General features: G+C 69.9%; 12 protein-coding genes, 1 tRNA gene and 1 rRNA gene. 12 read left to right on the plus strand and 2 right to left on the minus strand.

Features of this window, described 5'->3' with window-relative positions:
• The 3 genes from rrf to ACYVMZ_RS37925 all read left to right on the plus strand — a co-directional run.
• Window positions 1-90 (plus strand): 5S ribosomal RNA (rrf, locus tag ACYVMZ_RS37915); the annotation flags it as partial.
• Window positions 91-204: 114 nt separating this feature from the next.
• Window positions 205-870, plus strand: a complete 666-nt coding sequence (locus tag ACYVMZ_RS37920) for a DegT/DnrJ/EryC1/StrS family aminotransferase (RefSeq protein ID WP_461087662.1) — start codon at window positions 205-207, stop codon at window positions 868-870.
• A 99-nt stretch (window positions 871-969) separates the two neighbouring features.
• Window positions 970-1,045, plus strand: a tRNA-Thr gene (locus ACYVMZ_RS37925).
• 44 nt (window positions 1,046-1,089) lie between these two features.
• Here the strand turns inward: ACYVMZ_RS37925 and ACYVMZ_RS37930 are convergent.
• Entirely contained in the window at window positions 1,090-3,846 is a 2,757-nt protein-coding gene (locus ACYVMZ_RS37930) for a SpoIIE family protein phosphatase (RefSeq protein ID WP_461087641.1), read from the minus strand.
• Window positions 3,847-4,243: 397 nt separating this feature from the next.
• On the opposite strand from ACYVMZ_RS37930, the gene ACYVMZ_RS37935 reads away from it, so the two are divergent.
• From ACYVMZ_RS37935 to ACYVMZ_RS37975, 9 genes are all read left to right on the plus strand, one after another.
• Window positions 4,244-9,718, plus strand: a complete 5,475-nt coding sequence (locus ACYVMZ_RS37935) for a HAMP domain-containing protein (RefSeq protein ID WP_461087643.1) — start codon at window positions 4,244-4,246, stop codon at window positions 9,716-9,718.
• A gap of 307 nt (window positions 9,719-10,025) precedes the next feature.
• Window positions 10,026-10,706, plus strand: coding sequence for a response regulator (locus tag ACYVMZ_RS37940; RefSeq protein WP_461087645.1), 681 nt, complete (start codon window positions 10,026-10,028; stop codon window positions 10,704-10,706).
• Window positions 10,707-10,975: 269 nt separating this feature from the next.
• A complete protein-coding gene (locus tag ACYVMZ_RS37945; protein WP_461087647.1) occupies window positions 10,976-13,693 on the plus strand; it encodes a DNA translocase FtsK in 2,718 nt (905 codons plus the stop codon).
• Between the two features lie 265 nt (window positions 13,694-13,958).
• Window positions 13,959-14,798: a helix-turn-helix domain-containing protein gene (locus tag ACYVMZ_RS37950; protein ID WP_461087649.1), complete on the plus strand. Its 840-nt coding sequence runs from the start codon at window positions 13,959-13,961 to the stop codon at window positions 14,796-14,798.
• A gap of 111 nt (window positions 14,799-14,909) precedes the next feature.
• Window positions 14,910-16,382: a 30S ribosomal protein S12 methylthiotransferase RimO gene (gene rimO, locus ACYVMZ_RS37955; protein ID WP_461087651.1), complete on the plus strand. Its 1,473-nt coding sequence runs from the start codon at window positions 14,910-14,912 to the stop codon at window positions 16,380-16,382.
• The gene (pgsA, locus tag ACYVMZ_RS37960) at window positions 16,379-17,296 is read left to right on the plus strand and encodes a CDP-diacylglycerol--glycerol-3-phosphate 3-phosphatidyltransferase (RefSeq protein ID WP_461087653.1); all 918 of its coding nucleotides are present in this window, start codon (window positions 16,379-16,381) and stop codon (window positions 17,294-17,296) included. Before rimO ends, pgsA begins: the two co-directional genes overlap by 4 nt.
• A complete protein-coding gene (locus ACYVMZ_RS37965; protein ID WP_461087655.1) occupies window positions 17,293-17,838 on the plus strand; it encodes a CinA family protein in 546 nt (181 codons plus the stop codon). Before pgsA ends, ACYVMZ_RS37965 begins: the two co-directional genes overlap by 4 nt.
• A gap of 109 nt (window positions 17,839-17,947) precedes the next feature.
• Window positions 17,948-18,328, plus strand: coding sequence for a helix-turn-helix domain-containing protein (locus ACYVMZ_RS37970; protein ID WP_167997591.1), 381 nt, complete (start codon window positions 17,948-17,950; stop codon window positions 18,326-18,328).
• Between the two features lie 237 nt (window positions 18,329-18,565).
• Window positions 18,566-19,036 carry a Dps family protein gene (locus tag ACYVMZ_RS37975; protein WP_461087658.1) on the plus strand — a complete coding sequence of 157 codons (471 nt, stop codon included), beginning with the start codon at window positions 18,566-18,568 and terminating at the stop codon, window positions 19,034-19,036.
• 476 nt (window positions 19,037-19,512) lie between these two features.
• Here the strand turns inward: ACYVMZ_RS37975 and ACYVMZ_RS37980 are convergent, their stop codons facing one another.
• Entirely contained in the window at window positions 19,513-20,277 is a 765-nt protein-coding gene (locus tag ACYVMZ_RS37980; protein ID WP_461087660.1) for an SDR family NAD(P)-dependent oxidoreductase, read from the minus strand.
• Window positions 20,278-20,501 lie beyond the last annotated feature (224 nt).

A 20,501-nucleotide genomic window follows, 5' to 3' on the forward strand; every position in this document is an offset into this window, starting at 1 on the left:
CCCGGTTACATTCCGAACCCGGAAGCTAAGCCTTACAGCGCCGATGGTACTGCAGGGGGGACCCTGTGGGAGAGTAGGACGCCGCCGAACAATTCTTCAAAGGGTTGGACCCGGAACTTCGGTTCCGGGTCCAACCCTTTTTTGTTCTGCGTCACTTGAAGTTCACGTTGCGCAACCAGCATCCACAGCATGGGTACTGCTGCAATGCTCAGGGCCGCCGGTGTAGGACTCGGTGACGAGGTCATCGTGCCGGCCTTCGGGAACGTCGAGGTTGCCGAGGCTGTGGTCCTGGCCGGTGCGCTGCCGGTGTTCGCCGACATAGATCCGATGACGTACTGCCTGGACGCGGCCGCTGTGGACGCGGCCGTAACTCCGCGGACGGCAGCTGTCGTTGTCGTACACCGCTTCGGCCGGCCCGCGGACATCGCGCGGTTGTACGCGGTCGGGCAGCGGTACGGGCTGCTGGTGCTGGAGCAGGGGGAGTCCGAGGCGCCGTACGACGAGGTCGCTCAGCGGCGGGAGCGGGCAGCTTATCTCGATGCCAAGTTGAGGGGTGTGCGGACGCCTGACGGGGGTGACGGGCACACCTATCAGCAGTACGTCGTGCGGGTGCCGGGGAATGGGCGGCCGGACCGGGACGCCTTCGCCCGGGCCGTGCGGGCCCGGGGAGTCGAATGCCGGGTGCCGGTGAAGACGCCCGTGCACCGCCTGCCGGAATTCCGGCGGTACGTGTTGTCGCTGCCGGAGACCGAGCGGGCCGCCGACGAGACGCTCGCGCTGCCTGTGGACGCCTCGTTGACGAAGCGGGACATGCAGCGGATCGTGTCCGCGTGCAACGCGCTCGGCGGGCTGCTCCAGCCGGCGTTCTGAAGAAGCGGAGTGGACCTGGTGGTTGTGGTTCGGAGCACGGCTCTGTTCGGGGTATGATCTATTCCGTTGCCGCGAGGGAAACCTCGGACAAGGCGACAGGCCCCTATAGCTCAGTCGGCAGAGCGTCTCCATGGTAAGGAGAAGGTCAACGGTTCGATTCCGTTTGGGGGCTCCAGCAGAAAGGCCCCGCCCGATATGGGCGGGGCCTTTCGCATGTTCTCAGTCCTTGTGGGGCTCCGGTACGCGCATCGCCAGGATCGCCATGTCGTCGGACGGGGCGTCCGAGGCGAAGCGTTCGACAGCGCGCATGATGCGGGCCGCGACTGCGCCCGCCGTGAGGCCCGTGCAGGTCGTCAGGACGTCGGCGAGGCCGTCGTCGCCCAGCATGCGGGAGCCCTCACGGCGTTCCGTGACACCGTCCGTGACGCAGAGGAGGACGTCTCCCGGGTCCAGCGTGACCGTCTGCTCGTAGAGTTCCAGGTCGTCGATGACGCCGAGGAGCGGCTGGGGTTCGGCGGCCGGTTCCACCGTGCCGTCCTGGCGCAGGCGGAGCGGGAGGGGGTGGCCGGCGCAGACCACCTTCAGTTCCGCGCTGCCGTCCTCCTGAGGACGCATCTCGCCATACAGGAGGGTGAGGAAGCGGCTGCGGGCGCCCTCGTCGAGGATCGCGGAGTTCAGGCGCTCCAGGACCGCCGGGCCGCTGAGGCCCTCCCGCGCCAGCAGACGCAGGGCATGGCGGGCCAGGCCCGTGACGGCCGCCGCGTTCGGGCCCGTGCCGCAGACGTCGCCGATGGCGAAGCCGTACGCGTTGTCGCGGATCGGGAAGACGTCGTAGAAGTCGCCGCCGACCTCGTTGCCCTCGCCGGCCGCGCGGTAGATGACCTCGACCTCGACGCCCTCGATCTGGGGGAGCTCGGGCGGCAGGAGGCTGCGCTGGAGGGACTGGCTGATCGCCGTGCGCTCCGAGTACAGGCGGGCGTTGTCCAGGGCCAGGGCGGCCCGGCGGGAGAGGTCCTCGGCCAGCTCCAGGATCTCCTGGCGGAAGTGCTCGTCGGTGGGCTTGCCGAGGGTCAGCATGCCGATGACGCGGTTGCGGGCGACCAGGGGCAGGACGACCGTCTCGCCGCCCACCGCGGAGGCCGTGGCAAGGGTCGGGCCGATGCCCGGGGTGACCTGGTGGCTCGGGCCGCCGCTCAGGCCGAGGCTCCGCATGGAGCTGCGCAGGGCCGCCTGGTGGGCCACCTCGCCGGGGGCCGTCCAGACGCGGGCGCCGGGGGTGGGGACCGGGTCGGGCGGTGGGATCTTCGACAGCAGGGACTTGATGCCGTCGATGAGCTCCTCGTCCTCGTGCAGGACGTACGACAGGTACGGCTCGGAGGCCTGGTCGGCGATCGTGTAGACCGCGCACCAGGTGGCCAGGGTCGGGACCGTCATCTGGGCCATGAGGGCCAGGGTCTGGTCGCGGTCCAGGGTGCCGGCGAGAAGGTCGGACGCCTCGACCAGGAAGCTCAGCGAGCCCCGCCGCAGGCGTTCCAGTTCGCCCAGGCGGGCCGATTCGACCGCCAGTGCGATGCGGTCGGCTGCGAACTGCAGGCGCAGGGCCTCCTCGTTGGAGTAGCGGCCGGGGGCCTCGGCCGCGACGCCGAGGGAGCCGGTGAGGCGGCCCTCGACCTTCAGGGGGACCGTGACGACCGAGCGCATGCCGGTGCCGTTCAGCAGCGGTACGGCGCCGGGGACGGCCGTCAGGTCGTCGTGGACGGCCGGCATGCGGGCCGAGCCGTAGCGGCCGGGGCCGGCCTCGACGGGGACGCGGGCGAAGCGCTGGCGGGCGGAGGGCAGGCCCGTCGAGGCGCGGACCTCCAGTTCCGTCTCGTCGTCGGTGGCGAGGAGCAGGAACGCGGAGTCGGCGTCGAGCATGTCGCGGGCGCGCTCGACCGTGCGCTGCAGAAGGCCGTCGAGGTCGTCCGGGGCGGGGGAGCCGATGAACACCTCGAACGGGTCGGCGCTCTGGCCCTCGGAGGAGGAGGCGGTGTCGGAGGCCGGAACGCGCGACGGCGTCTGCAGAACAGCTCGTTCGTGATCCCGGACGAGGAGGCAGACGGTTGACGGCTCGCCGCCCGTGTCGCGGACGCGGAGGTGGGAGGCGTACACGGGGGTCACGCGGCCGTTGGCGCCGCGGATGCCGTAACTGCCCTCCCAGCGGGAGAGCTGGAGCGCTTCGGCGATGCCGGTGCTGGTGCCCGGGGTGTGCGGCCAGGCCGCGAGGTCGGTGAGCGGCTTGCCGGTGACCTGGTCGGCCGTGTAGCCGAAGAGCTCCTCGGCGTCCTCGTTCCAGGCGGTGATGTTGCCGGTGCGGTCGATCTGGATGACGGCGACGCGGACCCGGCCGTCGGCGAGTGGCAGGAGGTCGGCGGGCAGGCACGGGCCGGCCGCGCGGGTTCCCACCGGGCGTTCGGGGAGATCGAGTTGGAACCAGACGGTCTTGTGGGTGGGCGTGTACTCGACGCCCCAGCGGCCGGCCAGGGCCGCGCACAGCTGGAGGCCGCGGCCGCCCTCGCGGTCGGGGCTGCCCATGTTGACGGCCGAGGCCTGGAGCGGGATCTCACGCTCCGGGTACCGGTCGGCCACCTCGATGCGTACGCCGTCGTCGCTGCGCAGGCACAGCACGTCGGCGGAGGTGCCGGCGTGCACCACGGCGTTGGTCACCAGCTCGCTGGTGAGGACCACGGCGTCGTCGACGATGTCGGCGAAGCCCCAGCCCTGCAGGGTGTCCCGGACGAAGGAGCGGGCGCTCGCGACCGATCGCCCGACGGGCTCGAAGCTGGCGGCCGCGCGCGCGGTGATCACAGAACTCCTCGACCGGTTCTCGATGGGCTGCTCTCCGTGACCGACCTGCTCGCGCCGCTGATGCGGCATCCGCGCGTCCGTCGGCCGTGGGTCCGGGGGCTGTTCCCCCGGGATCAGTCCGGTGGTCATGTTGTGCGGCCGCCCCTCCGATGCCCGCTCGTTCTCGTGCCACCGCCCAGGCCGGACGGACCGGCGCGGCTGGACAGCCGGATGCAAGGTTACTTACCTTCGCGGTCCGTGCGGATGCCGGTCTGCAGTGTTTCCGTCCGGAGGGTGTGCGGACGGTGTGCGAAGCTGCCGAACTGTTATGGCCTGGTTCGGCCAGGGTGAAACACTGGGCAGGCTTCTTGTGAAGTTAGGGGCAGGCTGAGTGTCTTCTGCGTATGCCGGGCAGCAGCCCCTGGAGGCGGGCTGGTATGTCGGCACGAGTACGCAGTAGTAAGCAGGAATACGCAGCAGTAAACGGTACGCCGAGCGGTAGTACCCGAGCACAGCAGTAATGGTCGACCCCTGCGGGAGGGACACAGTGGAGTCTGGCGCAGCGACGCGTGGCACGAGGACGCGCGCGAAAGGCGGACAGTCCCCGAGCAACCAGGGCAAAGGGCGCAATGGCACCACCGAGGTGGATACGGCGGCGCTGAACCGACTGCTGGCGGCTCTCGTGTCGATGCGGGACGGGAACTTCCGCAAGCGGCTCACGGTGTCCGGCGACGGCGTGATGTCCGAGATCGCGGCGGTCTTCAACGAGGTGGCCGACCGCAATCTGCATCTGACGGGCGAGCTGGCGCGGGTGCGGCGCATGGTGGGCCGTGAGGGCAAGCTCACCGAGCGGCTGGAGACGGGGGCCTGTGAGGGCTCCTGGGCGACCGCGATCGACAACTCCAACGCGCTCGTCGATGACCTCGTACGGCCCGTCTCCGAGGTCAGCCGGGTGCTGTCCGCGGTGGCGGAGGGTGACCTGTCGCCGCGGATGGAGTTGCGGACGCAGGGGCCGGACGGGACCGGGCATCCGTTGCGCGGGGAGTTCCTGAAGGTCGGGCGGACCGTGAACAACCTGGTCGACCAGCTGTCGACGTTCACCGACGAGGTCACGCGCGTGGCCAGTGAGGTGGGCACCGAGGGCAAGCTGGGCGGGCAGGCACGCGTGCGTGGCATGTCCGGTTCGTGGAAGGACCTCACGGAGTCCGTCAACACGATGGCGTACCGGCTGACGGCCCAGGTGCGGGACATCGCGCTGGTGACGACGGCCGTCGCCAAGGGTGACCTGTCCCGGAAGGTCACGGTTCATGTGGCCGGCGAGATGCTGGAGCTGAAGAACACCGTCAACACGATGGTCGACCAGCTCTCGGCGTTCTCGTCCGAGGTGACCCGGGTCGCGCGTGAGGTGGGCACCGAGGGCATTCTCGGTGGTCAGGCGCAGGTGCCCGGGGTCGCCGGTGTGTGGAAGGAGCTGACCGACTCCGTCAACACCATGGCCGGGAACCTCACGGCCCAGGTGCGCGGGATCTCAGAGGTGACGACGGCGGTCGCCAACGGTGACCTGTCACGGAAGGTGACCGTGCCGGCGCGCGGCGAGGTCGCGCAGCTCGCGGACACGATCAACCAGATGACCGAGACCCTGCGGATCTTCGCGGACGAGGTCACGCGGGTGGCCAACGAGGTCGGGGCCGAGGGGCGGCTCGGTGGTCAGGCGAATGTGCCGGGCGCGGCGGGGACGTGGAAGGACCTGACGGACTCCGTCAACACCGTGTTCCGGAACCTGACGACCCAGGTGCGGGACATCGCCGCCGTGACGACGGCCGTGGCCAACGGTGATCTGTCGCAGAAGGTCACCGTGGACGTGGCCGGCGAGATGCTGGAGCTGAAGAACACCGTCAACACGATGGTCGACCAGCTCTCCGCCTTCGGTGCCGAGGTCACGCGCGTGGCGCGCGAGATCGGCGTCGAGGGCGAGCTGGGCGGTCAGGCGCAGGTGCCGGGCGCGGCGGGGACGTGGAAGGACCTGACGGACTCCGTCAACACGGCGTTCCGGAACCTCACCGGGCAGGTCCGCAACATCGCCCAGGTGACGACGGCCGTGGCCAACGGTGATCTGTCGCAGAAGGTCACCGTCGACGTCTCCGGCGAGATGCTCCAGCTGAAGAACACCGTGAACACGATGGTGGACCAGCTGTCGAGCTTCGCCGACCAGGTCACGCGGATGGCCCGGGACGTGGGCACGGAGGGCCGCCTCGGCGGTCAGGCCCGCGTGGACGGCGTGTCGGGTACGTGGAAGGAGCTCACCGATTCCGTCAACTCGATGGCCGGGAACCTGACCTCCCAGGTGCGCAACATCGCGCAGGTGACGACGGCCGTGGCCCGCGGTGACCTGTCGCAGAAGATCGACGTCGACGCGCGCGGCGAGATCCTGGAGCTCAAGAACACCATCAACACGATGGTCGACCAGCTGTCGTCCTTCGCCGAGCAGGTCACGCGTGTGGCCCGCGAGGTGGGTACGGAGGGCCGGCTGGGTGGTCAGGCGCAGGTGCCCGGCGTCGCCGGTGTGTGGCGTGACCTGACCGACTCCGTGAACGGCATGGCCGGCAACCTCACCGCGCAGGTGCGCAACATCGCTCAGGTGGCGACCGCGGTGGCCCGGGGTGACCTGTCCCAGAAGATCACCGTGGACGCGCGCGGCGAGATCCTGGAGCTGAAGAACACCCTGAACACGATGGTCGACCAGCTGTCGTCCTTCGCCCAGGAGGTCACGCGTGTGGCCCGTGAGGTGGGTACGGAGGGCATCCTGGGCGGCCAGGCCGAGGTGCAGGGCGTCTCCGGCACCTGGAAGGACCTTACGCAGTCCGTGAACGGCATGGCGAACAACCTCACCATGCAGGTGCGCAACATCGCCGAGGTCACCACGGCGGTCGCCAAGGGCGACCTGTCGAAGAAGATCACCGTCGACGCCAAGGGCGAGATCCTCGAGCTCGTCACGACCGTCAACACGATGGTCGACCAGCTGTCGTCCTTCGCCGAGCAGGTGACCCGGGTGGCCCGTGAGGTGGGCACCGAGGGCATTCTGGGCGGCCAGGCGCACGTGCCCGGCGTCACGGGCATCTGGAAGGACCTGAGCGACAACGTCAACCTGATGGCCAAGAACCTGACCATGCAGGTGCGGAACATCTCCCAGGTCTCCGCGGCCGTCGCCAACGGCGACCTGACGCGGCAGGTCACCATCGAGGCGCGCGGTGAGGTCGCGCAGCTCGCCGACACCATCAACACGATGGTGAAGACGCTGAGCTCGTTCGCCGAGCAGGTCACCAAGGTGGCCCGTGAGGTGGGCACGGACGGCATCCTCGGCGGCCAGGCGCACGTACCGGGTGTGGCCGGTACGTGGAAGGACCTCACCGAGTCCGTGAACCAGATGGCGTCCAACCTGACCGGCCAGGTGCGCAACATCGCCATGGTGACCACGGCCATCGCCAAGGGTGACCTGACGAAGAAGATCGACATCGACGCGCGCGGCGAGATCCTGGAGCTGAAGACGACCATCAACACGATGGTCGATCAGCTGTCGAGCTTCGCCGAGGAGGTCACCCGAGTCGCCCGCGAGGTGGGCACGGAAGGACAGCTCGGCGGGCAGGCACGCGTGCGTGACGTCGACGGCACCTGGCGGGACCTGACCGAGTCCGTGAACGAGATGGCCGGGAACCTGACCCGGCAGGTGCGGGCCATCGCGCGCGTGGCGACCGCGGTCACCCGCGGCGACCTGAACCTGAAGATCGACGTGGACGCGTCCGGCGAGATCCAGGAGCTCCAGGACTACATCAACAAGATGATCGCCAACCTGCGCGACACCACGATCGCCAACAAGGAGCAGGACTGGCTCAAGGGCAACCTGGCCCGCATCTCCGCGCTGATGCAGGGCCGCCGTGACCTGGAGGACGTGGCCTCGCTGATCATGAGCGAGCTCACCCCGGTGGTCTCCGCGCAGCACGGCGCGTTCTTCCTCGCCATGCCGCTCGTCGACGGCGAGGACATGAACGCCGCGGACGACGACCAGTACGAGCTGCGCATGCTCGGCTCGTACGGCTACTCCATGGGCTCCATGCCGACGTCGTTCCGGCCCGGTGAGGCCCTCATCGGGACGGCGGCCAAGGAGAAGCGCACGATCCTCGTGGAGAACGCGCCCAGCGGCTATCTGAAGATCTCCTCGGGGCTCGGGGAGGCGCCGCCCGCGCAGGTGATCGTGCTGCCGGTGCTGTTCGAGGGGAAGGTGCTCGGCGTCATCGAGCTGGCGTCCTTCACGCCGTTCACGCAGATCCAGAAGGACTTCCTCAACCAGATCGCCGAGATGATCGCGACGAGCGTCAACACCATCTCCGTCAACACCAAGACCGAGCGGCTGCTGAAGCAGTCGCAGGAGCTGACCGAGCAACTGCGCGAGCGCTCCGCCGAGTTGGAGCAGCGGCAGAAGGCCCTGCAGGCGTCCAACGCCGAACTGGAGGAGAAGGCCGAGCTGCTGGCCCGGCAGAACCGCGACATCGAGGTCAAGAACACCGAGATCGAGGAGGCGCGGCAGGTTTTGGAGGAGCGTGCGGAGCAGCTCGCGGTCTCCATGCGCTACAAGAGCGAGTTCCTGGCCAACATGTCGCACGAGCTGCGTACGCCGCTCAACTCGTTGCTGATCCTCGCCAAGCTGCTCGCCGACAACGCGGAGGGGAACCTCTCCCCGAAGCAGGTCGAGTTCGCCGAGACCATCCACGGCGCCGGCTCCGACCTGCTCCAGCTCATCAACGACATCCTCGACCTGTCGAAGGTCGAGGCGGGCAAGATGGACGTCTCCCCGACGCGGATCGCGCTCGTGCAGCTCGTGGACTACGTGGAGGCCACCTTCCGGCCGCTGACCGCCGAGAAGGGCCTCGACCTGTCCGTACGGGTGTCCCCGGAGTTGCCGGCCACCCTGCACACGGACGAGCAGCGCCTGCTCCAGGTGCTGCGCAATCTGCTGTCCAACGCGGTGAAGTTCACCGACTCCGGATCGGTGGAGCTGGTCATCCGGCCGGCCCGGGACGACGTGCCGCAGCAGATCCGGGAGCAGCTGCTGGAGACCGGCTCGCTGACCGACCCGGACGCGGACCTGATCGCGTTCTCGGTGACCGACACCGGCATCGGTATCGCGGCCAGCAAGATGCGGGTGATCTTCGAGGCGTTCAAGCAGGCCGACGGCACGACCAGCCGCAAGTACGGCGGCACCGGTCTCGGGCTGTCGATCTCGCGGGAGATCGCCCAGCTGCTCGGCGGTGAGATCCACGCGCAGAGCGAGCCGGGCCGCGGCTCGACGTTCACGCTGTACCTGCCGCTGCACCCGACCGAGCTGCCGCCGCAGGGCTACCAGCAGCCCATGCCCGCCCTGGAGGCCGGAGACCTTGTGGCCTCCTCCTCCGAGCTGTCCGACGTGGAGATCGAAACCCCGGCCGAGGTGAAGTCGTACCAGGAGACGCAGAACGGGCCGGCCGCCCTGTTCCGGCGCCGCCGCAGGACCATGCCGGAGCTCGAGCAGCGCTCGGTGCAGCAGGACGGCCAGTGGTCGGCCGTGGAGCAGGAGCGGGCGCAGACACCGCGGTCGCACCGCGGTGTCCGGTTCGGCGGGCAGAAGGTGCTGATCGTCGACGACGACATCCGCAACGTGTTCGCGCTGACCAGCGTGCTGGAGCAGCACGGCCTGTCCGTGCTGTACGCGGAGAACGGCCGCGAGGGCATCGAGGTGCTCGAGCAGCACGACGACGTGGCGGTCGTCCTGATGGACATCATGATGCCCGAGATGGACGGATACGCGACGACCACGGCGATCCGCAGGATGCCGCAGTTCGCCGGACTCCCGATCATCGCGCTCACCGCGAAGGCGATGAAGGGCGACCGGGAGAAGGCCATCGAGTCGGGCGCGTCCGACTACGTGACGAAGCCGGTCGACCCCGATCACCTGCTGGCGGTGATGGAGCAGTGGATGCGGGGGGAGTGAGGGGAACGTACGACTTTTGCGCGACCGTGGCGGGAAGGCTCGGTGTCCGCGCGGAGTCGTTGACGCGGTGTGCGCGAAGTCGTGTAGAAGTACGGGATTCGGGGAACCTTCTGGTCTCCCGCTGCGTTTCTGCTACGTGCACAGTGACATCGCGGTGACAGGGTGTGGCGACGAGCGGGGTGCGGCTACGATGACCGGCACAAGGACGGGCGGCGCAAGGGAGTCGTCCCCTGGGGCGGCACCCGCCGGTGCTTCCCCAGGTCCTGCGGACAGGGGAGGCCCCAAGCCGGGGCGAGGAGGGCGGGCCATGGTGCAGAAGGCCAAGATCCTCCTGGTCGATGACCGGCCGGAGAATCTGCTGGCGCTGGAGGCGATCCTCTCTGCGCTCGATCAGACGCTGGTGCGGGCATCGTCCGGGGAGGAAGCGCTCAAAGCACTGCTCACGGACGATTTCGCGGTCATTCTGCTGGATGTCCAGATGCCGGGCATGGACGGTTTCGAGACCGCCGCGCACATCAAGCGGCGGGAGCGGACCCGGGACATCCCGATCATCTTCCTCACCGCGATCAACCACGGCCCGCACCACACGTTCCGCGGGTACGCGGCGGGCGCGGTCGACTACATCTCCAAGCCGTTCGACCCGTGGGTACTGCGCGCGAAGGTCTCCGTCTTCGTCGAGCTGTACATGAAGAACTGCCAGCTGCGTGAGCAGGCGGCGCTGCTGCGGCTCCAGTTGGAGGGCGGCGGCAAGAACGCCGACGGCGAGGCCAAGGAGTCGGCGGGACTGCTCGCGGAGCTGTCCGCGCGGCTCGCGGCGGTCGAGGAGCAGGCCGAGGCGCTGACCAAGCAGCTGAACGACGAGTCGACGGATGCGGCGGCGGTGGCCACGGCGGCGCATCTGGAGCGGAAGCTCACCGGGTTGCGGCGGGCGTTGGACGCGCTGGAGCCGGGGACGGGGAGCGCGAATTCGGTGCCCTCGCAGAGCTGAGGGTTCGGCTCGGTCGGGTTGTTGGCCCGGGGTTGGTGCTCGGGTGCTCGGCGTTGCGGCTGGGAAGTCGGTACGCGCCCGGTTCTGCGGGGTGCAGCCCCAGGCGGCACGACTGCCCGCGGTGTACGCGTGACCGCTGCCCGTGCTGGTGGCTGACGAGCGATCTCCCATGAGCCCGCGTCAGTTTCCCGCCTCCGCAACGGCGACACGAACGGGTGAACCCCAAGGCACACGTGTCCGCTGTCGTCTCCCCCGGTAACCTCACACCTATGGCCTCACGTCCCTCCGCAGCCAAGAAGCCGCCCGCGAAGAAGGCGGCCGGTTCAGCGAAGGCTCCGGCGAAGAAGGCCGCTGCCAAGAAGGCTCCCGCGAAGAAGGCGCCCGCCAAGAAGGCCGCGGCGAAGAAGCCCGCGCCCAAACCGGCACCGAGCCCGACCGGGGGCATCTACCGGCTCGTGCGCGCCCTCTGGCTCGGGCTGGCGCACGCCGTCGGCGCCGTGTTCCGCGGCATAGGGCAGGGGGCCAAGAACCTGGACCCGGCGCACCGCAAGGACGGCATCGCCCTGCTGCTGCTCGCCATCGCCCTGATCGTCGCCGCCGGTACCTGGGCCGACCTGAAGGGCCCCGTAGGCGACCTCGTCGAGATCCTGGTGACCGGCGCCTTCGGTCGGCTCGACCTGCTCGTGCCGATCCTGCTCGCCGTCATCGCCGTACGGTTCATCCGGCACCCGGAGAAGCCCGAGGCCAACGGACGCATCGTCATCGGACTGTCCGCGCTCGTCATCGGCGTGCTGGGCCAGGTGCACATCGCCTGTGGCTCGCCCCCGCGCAGCGAGGGCATGCAGGCCATAAGGGACGCCGGCGGCCTCATCGGCTGGGCCGCGGCGACCCCGCTGTCGTACACGATGACGGATGTGCTGGCCGTACCGCTGCTCGTGCTGCTCACGATCTTCGGGCTGCTCGTCGTCACGGCCACCCCGGTCAACGCCGTCCCGCAGCGGCTGCGGCTGCTCGGGGTGAAGCTCGGCATCGTGCACGACCCCGACACGGACGAGTTCGGCGAGGACGAGGCGCGGTACGAGGAGCAGTGGCGCGAGGCGCTGCCCGCGCGCCCCCGTCGGCGCAAGAGCGCGCCCGAGTCCCACGACCCGGACGCCGCGGAGCAGGAGGCCCTCTCGCGGCGTCGTGGCCGGCCCCGCCGGTCCGCCGTGCCGCAGCCCGACATGGAGCGGCCCATGGACGCCGTGGACGTCGCCGCCGCGGCCGCCGCCGCGCTCGACGGCGCTGTGCTGCACGGCATGCCGCCGTCCCCGATCGTCGCCGACCTCACCCAGGGCGTGCGCGTCGGCGACCGGGAGCCGACGACGCCGACGCCCGTCCCGGCCGCCCGCCCCCAGCCGGACAAGCCCAGGGAGGACAAGCTCAAGGGGGATGTCCCGGATCTCACCAAGGCGCCGCCCGCCGAGACCCGCGACCTGCCCGCGCGGGCGGAGCAACTCCAGCTGTCCGGCGACATCACCTACGCCCTGCCGTCGCTCGACCTCCTCGAGCGCGGCGGCCCGGGCAAGGCGCGCAGCGCCGCCAACGACGCCATAGTGGCCGCGCTCACCACCGTCTTCACCGAGTTCAAGGTCGACGCCCGCGTCACCGGCTTCACGCGCGGACCGACGGTCACCCGGTACGAGGTCGAGCTCGGGCCCGCCGTGAAGGTCGAGCGGATCACGGCGCTGACCAAGAACATCGCGTACGCCGTCGCCAGCCCCGACGTACGGATCATCAGCCCGATCCCCGGCAAGTCGGCGGTCGGTATCGAGATCCCGAACACCGACCGGGAGATGGTCAACCTCGGTGACGTGCTGCGCCTGGCGGCCGCCGCCGAGGACGACCACCCGATGCTGGTCGCGCTCGGCAAGGACGTCGAGGGCGGCTACGTGATGGCGAACATGGCGAAGATGCCGCACATCCTCGTCGCCGGCGCCACCGGCTCCGGCAAGTCGTCCTGCATCAACTGCCTGATCACCTCGATCATGATGCGGGCGACCCCGGAGGATGTGCGCATGGTCCTCGTGGACCCCAAGCGTGTCGAGCTCACCGCGTACGAGGGCATCCCGCACCTGATCACGCCGATCATCACCAACCCGAAGCGGGCCGCCGAGGCGCTGCAGTGGGTCGTACGCGAGATGGACCTGCGCTACGACGACCTGGCGGCGTACGGTTTCCGGCACATCGACGACTTCAACGAGGCGGTGCGCAACGGCAAGGTGAAGCCGCAGGAGGGCAGCGAGCGGGAGCTGCAGCCGTACCCGTACCTGCTGGTGATCGTCGACGAGCTCGCCGATCTGATGATGGTCGCGCCGCGGGACGTCGAGGACGCGATCGTGCGGATCACGCAGCTCGCGCGGGCCGCCGGCATCCACCTGGTGCTCGCCACGCAGCGGCCGTCCGTCGACGTGGTCACCGGCCTGATCAAGGCGAACGTGCCGTCGCGGCTCGCGTTCGCCACCTCCTCGCTCGCCGACTCGCGCGTCATCCTCGACCAGCCGGGCGCCGAGAAGCTCATCGGCAAGGGTGACGGGCTGTTCCTGCCGATGGGCGCGAACAAGCCGGTGCGTATGCAGGGCGCCTTCGTGACCGAGGAGGAGGTCGCGGCCGTCGTCCAGCACTGCAAGGACCAGATGGCGCCCGTCTTCCGGGACGACGTCGTCGTGGGCACCAAGCAGAAGAAGGAGATCGACGAGGACATCGGCGACGACCTCGACCTGCTGTGCCAGGCGGCCGAGCTGGTCGTCTCCACGCAGTTCGGGTCGACGTCCATGCTCCAGCGCAAGCTGCGCGTCGGCTTCGCCAAGGCCGGGCGGCTGATGGACCTCATGGAGTCCCGGAACATCGTCGGACCGAGCGAGGGCTCCAAGGCACGTGACGTTCTTGTGAAGCCTGATGAGCTGGATGGCGTGCTCGCGATGATCCGTGGGGAGTCTGAAGGGTAGGGAAAGGGACAGCGCGGTGGTCGCCTCGCGGGGCGGTACGGCAACCGGGTGTTCATATCGTGACCGACCCGTAAGGGATCATCGAGCAACCGTTTCCCTTTGCCGTACGTCAAGTTGAGGGAAGCGACCATCACCTGCTCCACCATCGGGATGTCGGGCCATTCCGATGGCGTACAAAGTGCTACCGCCCGGTTGCCCCACCCTTTTGCACCCCCCATAGACTGAACCTCCAGCACAGGCGGCTACACGCTCGAAAGGCGCCCCCGTGTCCATCGGCAACTCTCCTGAAGACGAGCGTCCGTTCGAAGACGTTTCCGAGGAAGCCCGCCCCTCCATCGGCCACGCGCTGAAACAGGCGCGTATCGACGCAGGGTTGACCGTCGACGACGTCAGTAGCGCCACCCGGGTCCGTATCGCCATCGTGCACGCCATCGAGGCCGACGACTTCGCCGCCTGCGGCGGGGACGTCTACGCCCGCGGGCACATCCGGACCCTGGCCAAGCACGTACACCTCGATCCCGCCCCGCTGATCGCCCAGTACGACGCCGAGCACGGCGGGCGCCCGGCCCCGACCCCGGCGGCGCCCCTGTTCGAGGCCGAACGCATCCGTCCCGAGCGGCGCGGACCCAACTGGACCGCGGCCATGGTCGCCGCGATCGTGGTCGTGATCGGTTTCGTCGGGTTCACGCTGTTCAGCGGCGGTGACGACAGCAACGCCGGGTCGAACGTCGCCGAGGGTTCCACGTCCACGACCAACGACTCCACCTCGCCTACCCCCAAGTCGAAGAAGCCCGCCGACCCGGAGCCGGAGCCGTCCGACAGCGCGATCGCGGCCGCGCCGCAGAACAAGGTGACGGTCCAGGTCAGCGCCACCGACGGCCGCAGCTGGATCTCCGCCAGGGACCACAACGGCCGCCTGCTGTTCGACGGCTTCCTCAAGCAGGGCGACTCCAAGGTCTTCCAGGACAGCTCGAAGGTCCACCTGGTCCTCGGGGACGCCGGCGCGATCGACCTGCACGTGAACGGCAAGAAGATCGAGGACGACTTCCAGCCCGGCTCCGTGGAGCGCCTGACCTACACCAAGGGCGACCCCGAGGCCGGATAAGCGGTTTCAGCCGGATAAGCGATTTCAAAGGGGTGTGCCGGTACGGGGTTGGCCAAGATCGGCCAACCCCGTCGACATGGGCTGTCAGCGGAACGAAGTAGTCTTGAGCCCATGCCTGAACGCCGTACCGTCGCACTTGTCACCCTTGGCTGCGCCCGTAACGAGGTGGACTCGGAGGAGCTCGCAGGCCGTTTGGAGGCGGACGGCTGGCAGCTCGTGGAGGACGCCGCGGACGCGGACGTCGCCGTTGTCAACACCTGTGGCTTCGTCGAGGCCGCCAAGAAGGACTCCGTCGACGCCCTCCTGGAGGCCAACGATCTCAAGGGGCACGGGAGAACCCAGGCCGTCGTGGCGGTGGGCTGCATGGCCGAGCGGTACGGCAAGGAGCTCGCCGAGGCCCTTCCCGAGGCCGACGGCGTGCTCGGCTTCGACGACTACACGAACATCTCGGACCGCCTCCAGACCATCCTGAACGGCGGCATCCACGCCGCACACACCCCGCGCGACCGGCGCAAGCTGCTGCCGATCAGCCCGGCGGAGCGGCAGCAGTCGGCGGCCGCCGTGGCCCTCCCCGGGCATGGTCCGGCCGACCTTCCGGAGGGCGTGGGGCCGGCCTCTGGCCCCCGTGCGCCCCTGCGCCGCCGCCTGGACGGCTCCCCGGTCGCCTCCGTCAAGCTCGCCTCCGGCTGCGACCGGCGCTGCTCCTTCTGCGCCATCCCGTCCTTCCGCGGCTCCTTCATCTCGCGCCGCCCGAGCGACGTGCTGAACGAGACGCGGTGGCTGGCCGAGCAGGGCGTCAAGGAGATCATGCTGGTCTCCGAGAACAACACCTCCTACGGCAAGGACCTGGGCGACATCCGTCTGCTGGAGTCGCTGCTGCCCGAACTCGCCGAGGTCGACGGCATCGAACGGGTGCGCGTCAGCTACCTCCAGCCGGCCGAGATGCGGCCCGGACTGATCGACGTCCTGACGTCGACCCCGAAGGTGGCGCCCTACTTCGACCTGTCCTTCCAGCACTCCGCGCCCGACGTGCTGCGCGCCATGCGGCGCTTCGGCGACACCGACCGCTTCCTGGAGCTCCTCGACACCATCCGGAGCAAGGCTCCCGAAGCCGGCGTGCGCTCCAACTTCATCGTCGGCTTCCCCGGCGAGTCCGAGGCCGACCTCGCCGAGCTGGAGCGGTTCCTGAACCACGCCAGGCTGGACGCCATCGGCGTCTTCGGCTACTCCGACGAGGAGGGCACGGAGGCGGCGACGTACGACAACAAGCTCGACGAGGACGTCGTCGCCGGGCGACTGGCACGTGTCTCCCGGCTGGCCGAGGAACTGGTCTCCCAGCGCGCCGAGGAGCGCGTGGGGGAGACGGTGCGGGTGCTCGTGGAGTCCGTGGACGACGAGGAGGGTGTCTACGGCCGTGCGGCGCACCAGGCGCCCGAGACGGACGGGCAGGTGCTGCTCACGAGCGGCGAAGGGTTGAGCGTCGGCCGTATGGTCGAGGCGAAGGTGGTCGGTACGGAAGGTGTCGACCTGGTGGCCGAGCCGCTTCAGGGCTCGCTCGCGTGGAGTGAGGAGGCGGGCAGATGACCGGTGTTCCGGCATCCGCGGCGGGAGGCTCCTCCGGCGCGAGGAGGGCCGCGGCGAGTGCGGCCTCGGGGGCTGTCCCCGGGGCGGTGAGCGGTCGTGCGGCGGCCCGCGGGGCTGAGGGGGCGGCAGCGCGGGCGGCCGGTGGTGCGTCATCGGGCGCGGCCGGTGGAGGGGCTTCCGGAGTCGGCGGGGCTTCCGGTGGCGGGTCCTCGGCGGCCGGCGACGCTCCGGGTGCCGAGGGCGGTGCCGGGTCCGGCGGTGCCTCCGACCCGCAGGGCGGTGCGAAGCCGGCGCGGGGCGGGAAGCTGGCGGCCGCGGCCGTCAACCAGGCCAGCGTCTGGAACGTCGCCAACCTGCTCACCATGCTCCGGCTGGTCCTCGTGCCGGCCTTCGTCGCCCTGATGCTCGCCGACGGCGGGTACGACCCGGCGTGGCGGGCGCTCGCCTGGGCGGCCTTCGCCATCGCCATGATCACCGACCTGTTCGACGGTCATCTGGCGCGGGCGTACAACCTCGTCACCGACTTCGGGAAGATCGCCGACCCCATCGCCGACAAGGCGATCATGGGGGCGGCGCTGGTCTGTCTCTCCGCGCTGGGCGATCTGCCGTGGTGGGTCACGGGCGTCATCCTCGGGCGGGAACTCGGGATCACCCTGCTGCGTTTTCTGGTCATTCGGTACGGCGTCATCCCCGCCAGCCGCGGAGGCAAGCTCAAGACCCTCACCCAGGGCGTGGCCGTCGGCATGTACGTGCTGGCGCTGACGGGATGGCTGGCCACCCTGAGGTTCTGGGTGATGGCGGTGGCGGTCGTTTTGACCGTGGTGACCGGACTCGACTATGTGAGACAAGCCATTGTGATGCGCAGGCGGGGAATCGCCGAGCGCAAGGCGGCGTTGAAGGAGACGGAAGCTTGAGGTCCACGGCCACCGACCTGGTGCGACTACTGACGGTGAGAGGCGAGACGCTCGCCGTCGCCGAGTCGCTGACCGGTGGCCTCGTCGCGGCGGAGATCACATCGGTCCCCGGGGCGTCGAAGGTCTTTAGGGGCTCGGTGACCGCCTACGCCACCGAACTGAAAGCTGACCTGCTGGGCGTCGACGCCACCCTGCTGGCGGCCCACGGGGCGGTGAATCCGCAGGTGGCGGCCCAGATGGCGAGCGGCGTCCGCAAGACGCTCGGCGCCGACTGGGGCATCGCGACCACCGGCGTGGCGGGTCCCGACCCCCAGGACGGGCAGCCCGTCGGGACGGTTTTCGTGGCCGTGGACGGGCCCTTCAAGCCGGGTTCCGGTTCCGCCCCTGGCGGAAAAGTGGAGCCCCTGCGGTTGAACGGCGACCGCGCGGAAATTCGTAGAGAGAGTGTACGGAGCGTACTCGCACTCCTCCTGAAGGAGCTTGCGGGCGAACAGACCGGGAATGAGCGGGCACAGGATACGGAACGGAACGGGGGGTTTTGATGTTTGCAGCCCTAAGTGAACACGACATCGCTCCCCGCACGGCCGCGGCGCTAGGCGGTACGGTGGGGCGTGAAGGATGCGGCTACGCGGTCCGAGGAGGGAGCCACCGATGATTCTGCTCCGTCGCCTACTGGGTGACGTGCTGCGTCGGCAGCGCCAGCGCCAGGGCCGTACTCTGCGCGAAGTCTCCTCGTCCGCCCGAGTCTCACTCGGCTATCTCTCCGAGGTGGAGCGGGGGCAGAAGGAGGCTTCCTCCGAACTGCTCGCCGCCATCTGCGACGCGCTGGACGTACGGATGTCCGAGCTCATGCGGGAAGTGAGCGACGAACTCGCCCTCGCCGAGCTGGCCCAGTCTGCTGCGGCCACCCCCAGTGAGCCTGTGCCCACGCCGGTTCGTCCGATGCTGGGCTCCGTGTCGGTGACCGGTGTGCCACCGGAACGGGTAACCATCAAGGCGCCCGCCGAGGCGGTGGACGTCGTCGCCGCGTGAGCGTGCGCAACGCCCGCGTCGTGCATGCGCGTGCGCGGCACGGCACGGACATAGGGCGCCCACGAGGCGCTGAGAACGTGTGGTGATGCCCCGGACGGGGCCTTTCCGGGAGACCCGGAGAGGTACCGCCGGGGTTTTCGCTTGCCCGGGCCGCCCTGCATGTGTGCGTTTGCCGGGGTGCCGTACGGCGGTCATCGTTGAGGGACATGGCGGTGGTGAGTCGACGGAGGTGCCCGGATGTACGTCGTGAAGAGCCCGTTGTCCGACGCGAACCTGAAGACCGTGTCCGAGGCGCTGCAGGGTGCCCTCGTCGACCTGGTGGACCTCGCCCTCGTGGCGAAGCAGATCCACTGGAACGTGGTCGGACCCCGCTTCCGCTCGGTGCATCTCCAGCTCGACGAGCTCGTGGCCACCGCGCGGACCCACTCCGACACCGTGGCCGAGCGGGCCGCGGCGCTCGGCCTGCCGCCCGACGGGCGTGCCGCGACGGTCGCCGTCGGCAGCGGTATCGGCGTGACGCCCGAGGGATGGGTCGACGACACGGCCGCGGTCGCGACGCTCGTCGAGGCGCTGGGCGCGGTGATCGTCCGGATGCGGGAGCGGATCGGGGCGACCGCGGAGGCGGACCCCGTGACCCAGGACATCTTCATCGGGATCACGGCGGATCTGGAGAAGCACCACTGGATGTTCCAGGCCGAGAACGGGTGACGTGCCCGCGGGGCCACGGGGGTCTTCCAGGGGCTTCGTCGGCCTGCGCCGGGTGGTAGGGCGCGATGCGCCCGTGTGCCGTCGGTGCGCCCTTTCCGGGGGCGTCGGCCGCCGCATAGCGTCCGCCTGGAGGTCGGCGGCCATGGCGGGGCGGACGGTGCGTCGGGGGGCCGTTCTCGGGGTCGCGGTGCTGTGGTGGTGGGCCGCGCTGCGGCTCGCGCTGGTGCCCGACGCCGGAGCCCTGGAGGGGGTGGTCGCCGCCGGGGGGTGGGGGCTGAGCCTGCTGCCGGTGCACTGCATGCCGAAGTCGCGGGCGACGGGGGCCGTGGCCAGGGGGCGGTGGCGGCGGGCCTGGCGGGCGGGCTCGGCCCCCACGGTGCCCACGACCGGATCGGCCGCTGCATCGCCGCCGACCGGATCGGCCGCTGCGGCGCCGCCGACCGGATCGGCCTCCCCGGGGTCGGGGACCGCCTCGTTCACCACGGCATCGCGACGCCCCCGTTCGGACGGAGGATCTGGCCCGTCGTGAAGGCCGAGGCGTCGGACGCCAGGTACAGGACGGCGTGCGCGACGTCCTCCGGTGCGCCGACCCGGCGCAGCGGTGACATCCGCGCCATGTGCGCCTCGGTGTGCGCCTGTCCCTCGCTGTCGTGGCGGTCGGTCATGGGGGTGCGGATCCATCCCGGCGCGACCGCGTTGACGCGGATGCCGTACCGGCCGACCTCGGTGGCCAGCGTCTTCGTCAGCTGGACCACCGCCGCCTTCGCCGCGCCGTAGCAGAGCAGGCCGGAGCCGCCGGTGTCGACGGCGCCCGAGGCCATGGTGACGATGCTGCCCCGCGTGCCCCGGGCGATCATCAGGCGGGCCGCCTCCTGACAGGCGTACAGCACGCCCTTGAAGTTCACGTTCAGCACCCGGTCGAGGTCCTCGTCGCGGGTCTCCAGGACGGGGCTGCTGTGCATGATCCCGGCGATCGCCGCCAGCACGTCGAGCTGCCCGCAGGAGGCGACGGCCCGGCCGAGCCGTTCGCGGTCGGTGACGTCGAGGGTGTGGGTGTGGGCGGTGCCGTTGTGGGTCTTGATGAGGGTCGCTGTCTCGTGCAGGCCCTGTTCGTCCCGGTCCGCGCAGTGCACGGTGGCGCCGGCCCGCGCGAGCAGCAGCGCCGAGGCGCGGCCGATGCCGCCCGCGGCGCCGGTGATGAACGCGGTGCGGCCGGTGAGGTCGTACGCCGTGATGGGCATGGACGGACCGTATGAGGGTTTCTGACGGATCGTCAATTACTTCTGCGGAGCCGTCTTTTTGTTGGGTGTGGGGGAGGGGCGGGTGGGCCGGGCGTCTGCGGTCTGTGCCGTGCGGGGGCTGGGTGCTTTAGGGGTCCTTTCAGAAAGCCGGGATCTTGCGGGCGAGGGTCATGCAATGGGCGAGCTGGAGGAACGCGTCGTGCATGTCGTCCCGTGTTTCCCAG

Source organism: Streptomyces deserti, from assembly GCF_054782695.1.

Bases quoted from the DNA above. Each gene is read 5' to 3' on its own strand.
- ACYVMZ_RS37920 (WP_461087662.1), top strand. From the start codon at position 205: ATGCTCAGGGCCGCCGGTGTAGGACTCGGTGACGAGGTCATCGTGCCG.
- ACYVMZ_RS37940 (WP_461087645.1), top strand. From the start codon at position 10,026: ATGGTGCAGAAGGCCAAGATCCTCCTGGTCGATGACCGGCCGGAGAAT.
- ACYVMZ_RS37975 (WP_461087658.1), top strand. From the start codon at position 18,566: ATGTACGTCGTGAAGAGCCCGTTGTCCGACGCGAACCTGAAGACCGTG.
- ACYVMZ_RS37930 (WP_461087641.1), bottom strand. From the start codon at position 3,846: ATGACCACCGGACTGATCCCGGGGGAACAGCCCCCGGACCCACGGCCG.
- ACYVMZ_RS37945 (WP_461087647.1), top strand. From the start codon at position 10,976: ATGGCCTCACGTCCCTCCGCAGCCAAGAAGCCGCCCGCGAAGAAGGCG.
- ACYVMZ_RS37970 (WP_167997591.1), top strand. From the start codon at position 17,948: ATGATTCTGCTCCGTCGCCTACTGGGTGACGTGCTGCGTCGGCAGCGC.
- ACYVMZ_RS37980 (WP_461087660.1), bottom strand. From the start codon at position 20,277: ATGCCCATCACGGCGTACGACCTCACCGGCCGCACCGCGTTCATCACC.
- pgsA (WP_461087653.1), top strand. From the start codon at position 16,379: ATGACCGGTGTTCCGGCATCCGCGGCGGGAGGCTCCTCCGGCGCGAGG.
- rimO (WP_461087651.1), top strand. From the start codon at position 14,910: ATGCCTGAACGCCGTACCGTCGCACTTGTCACCCTTGGCTGCGCCCGT.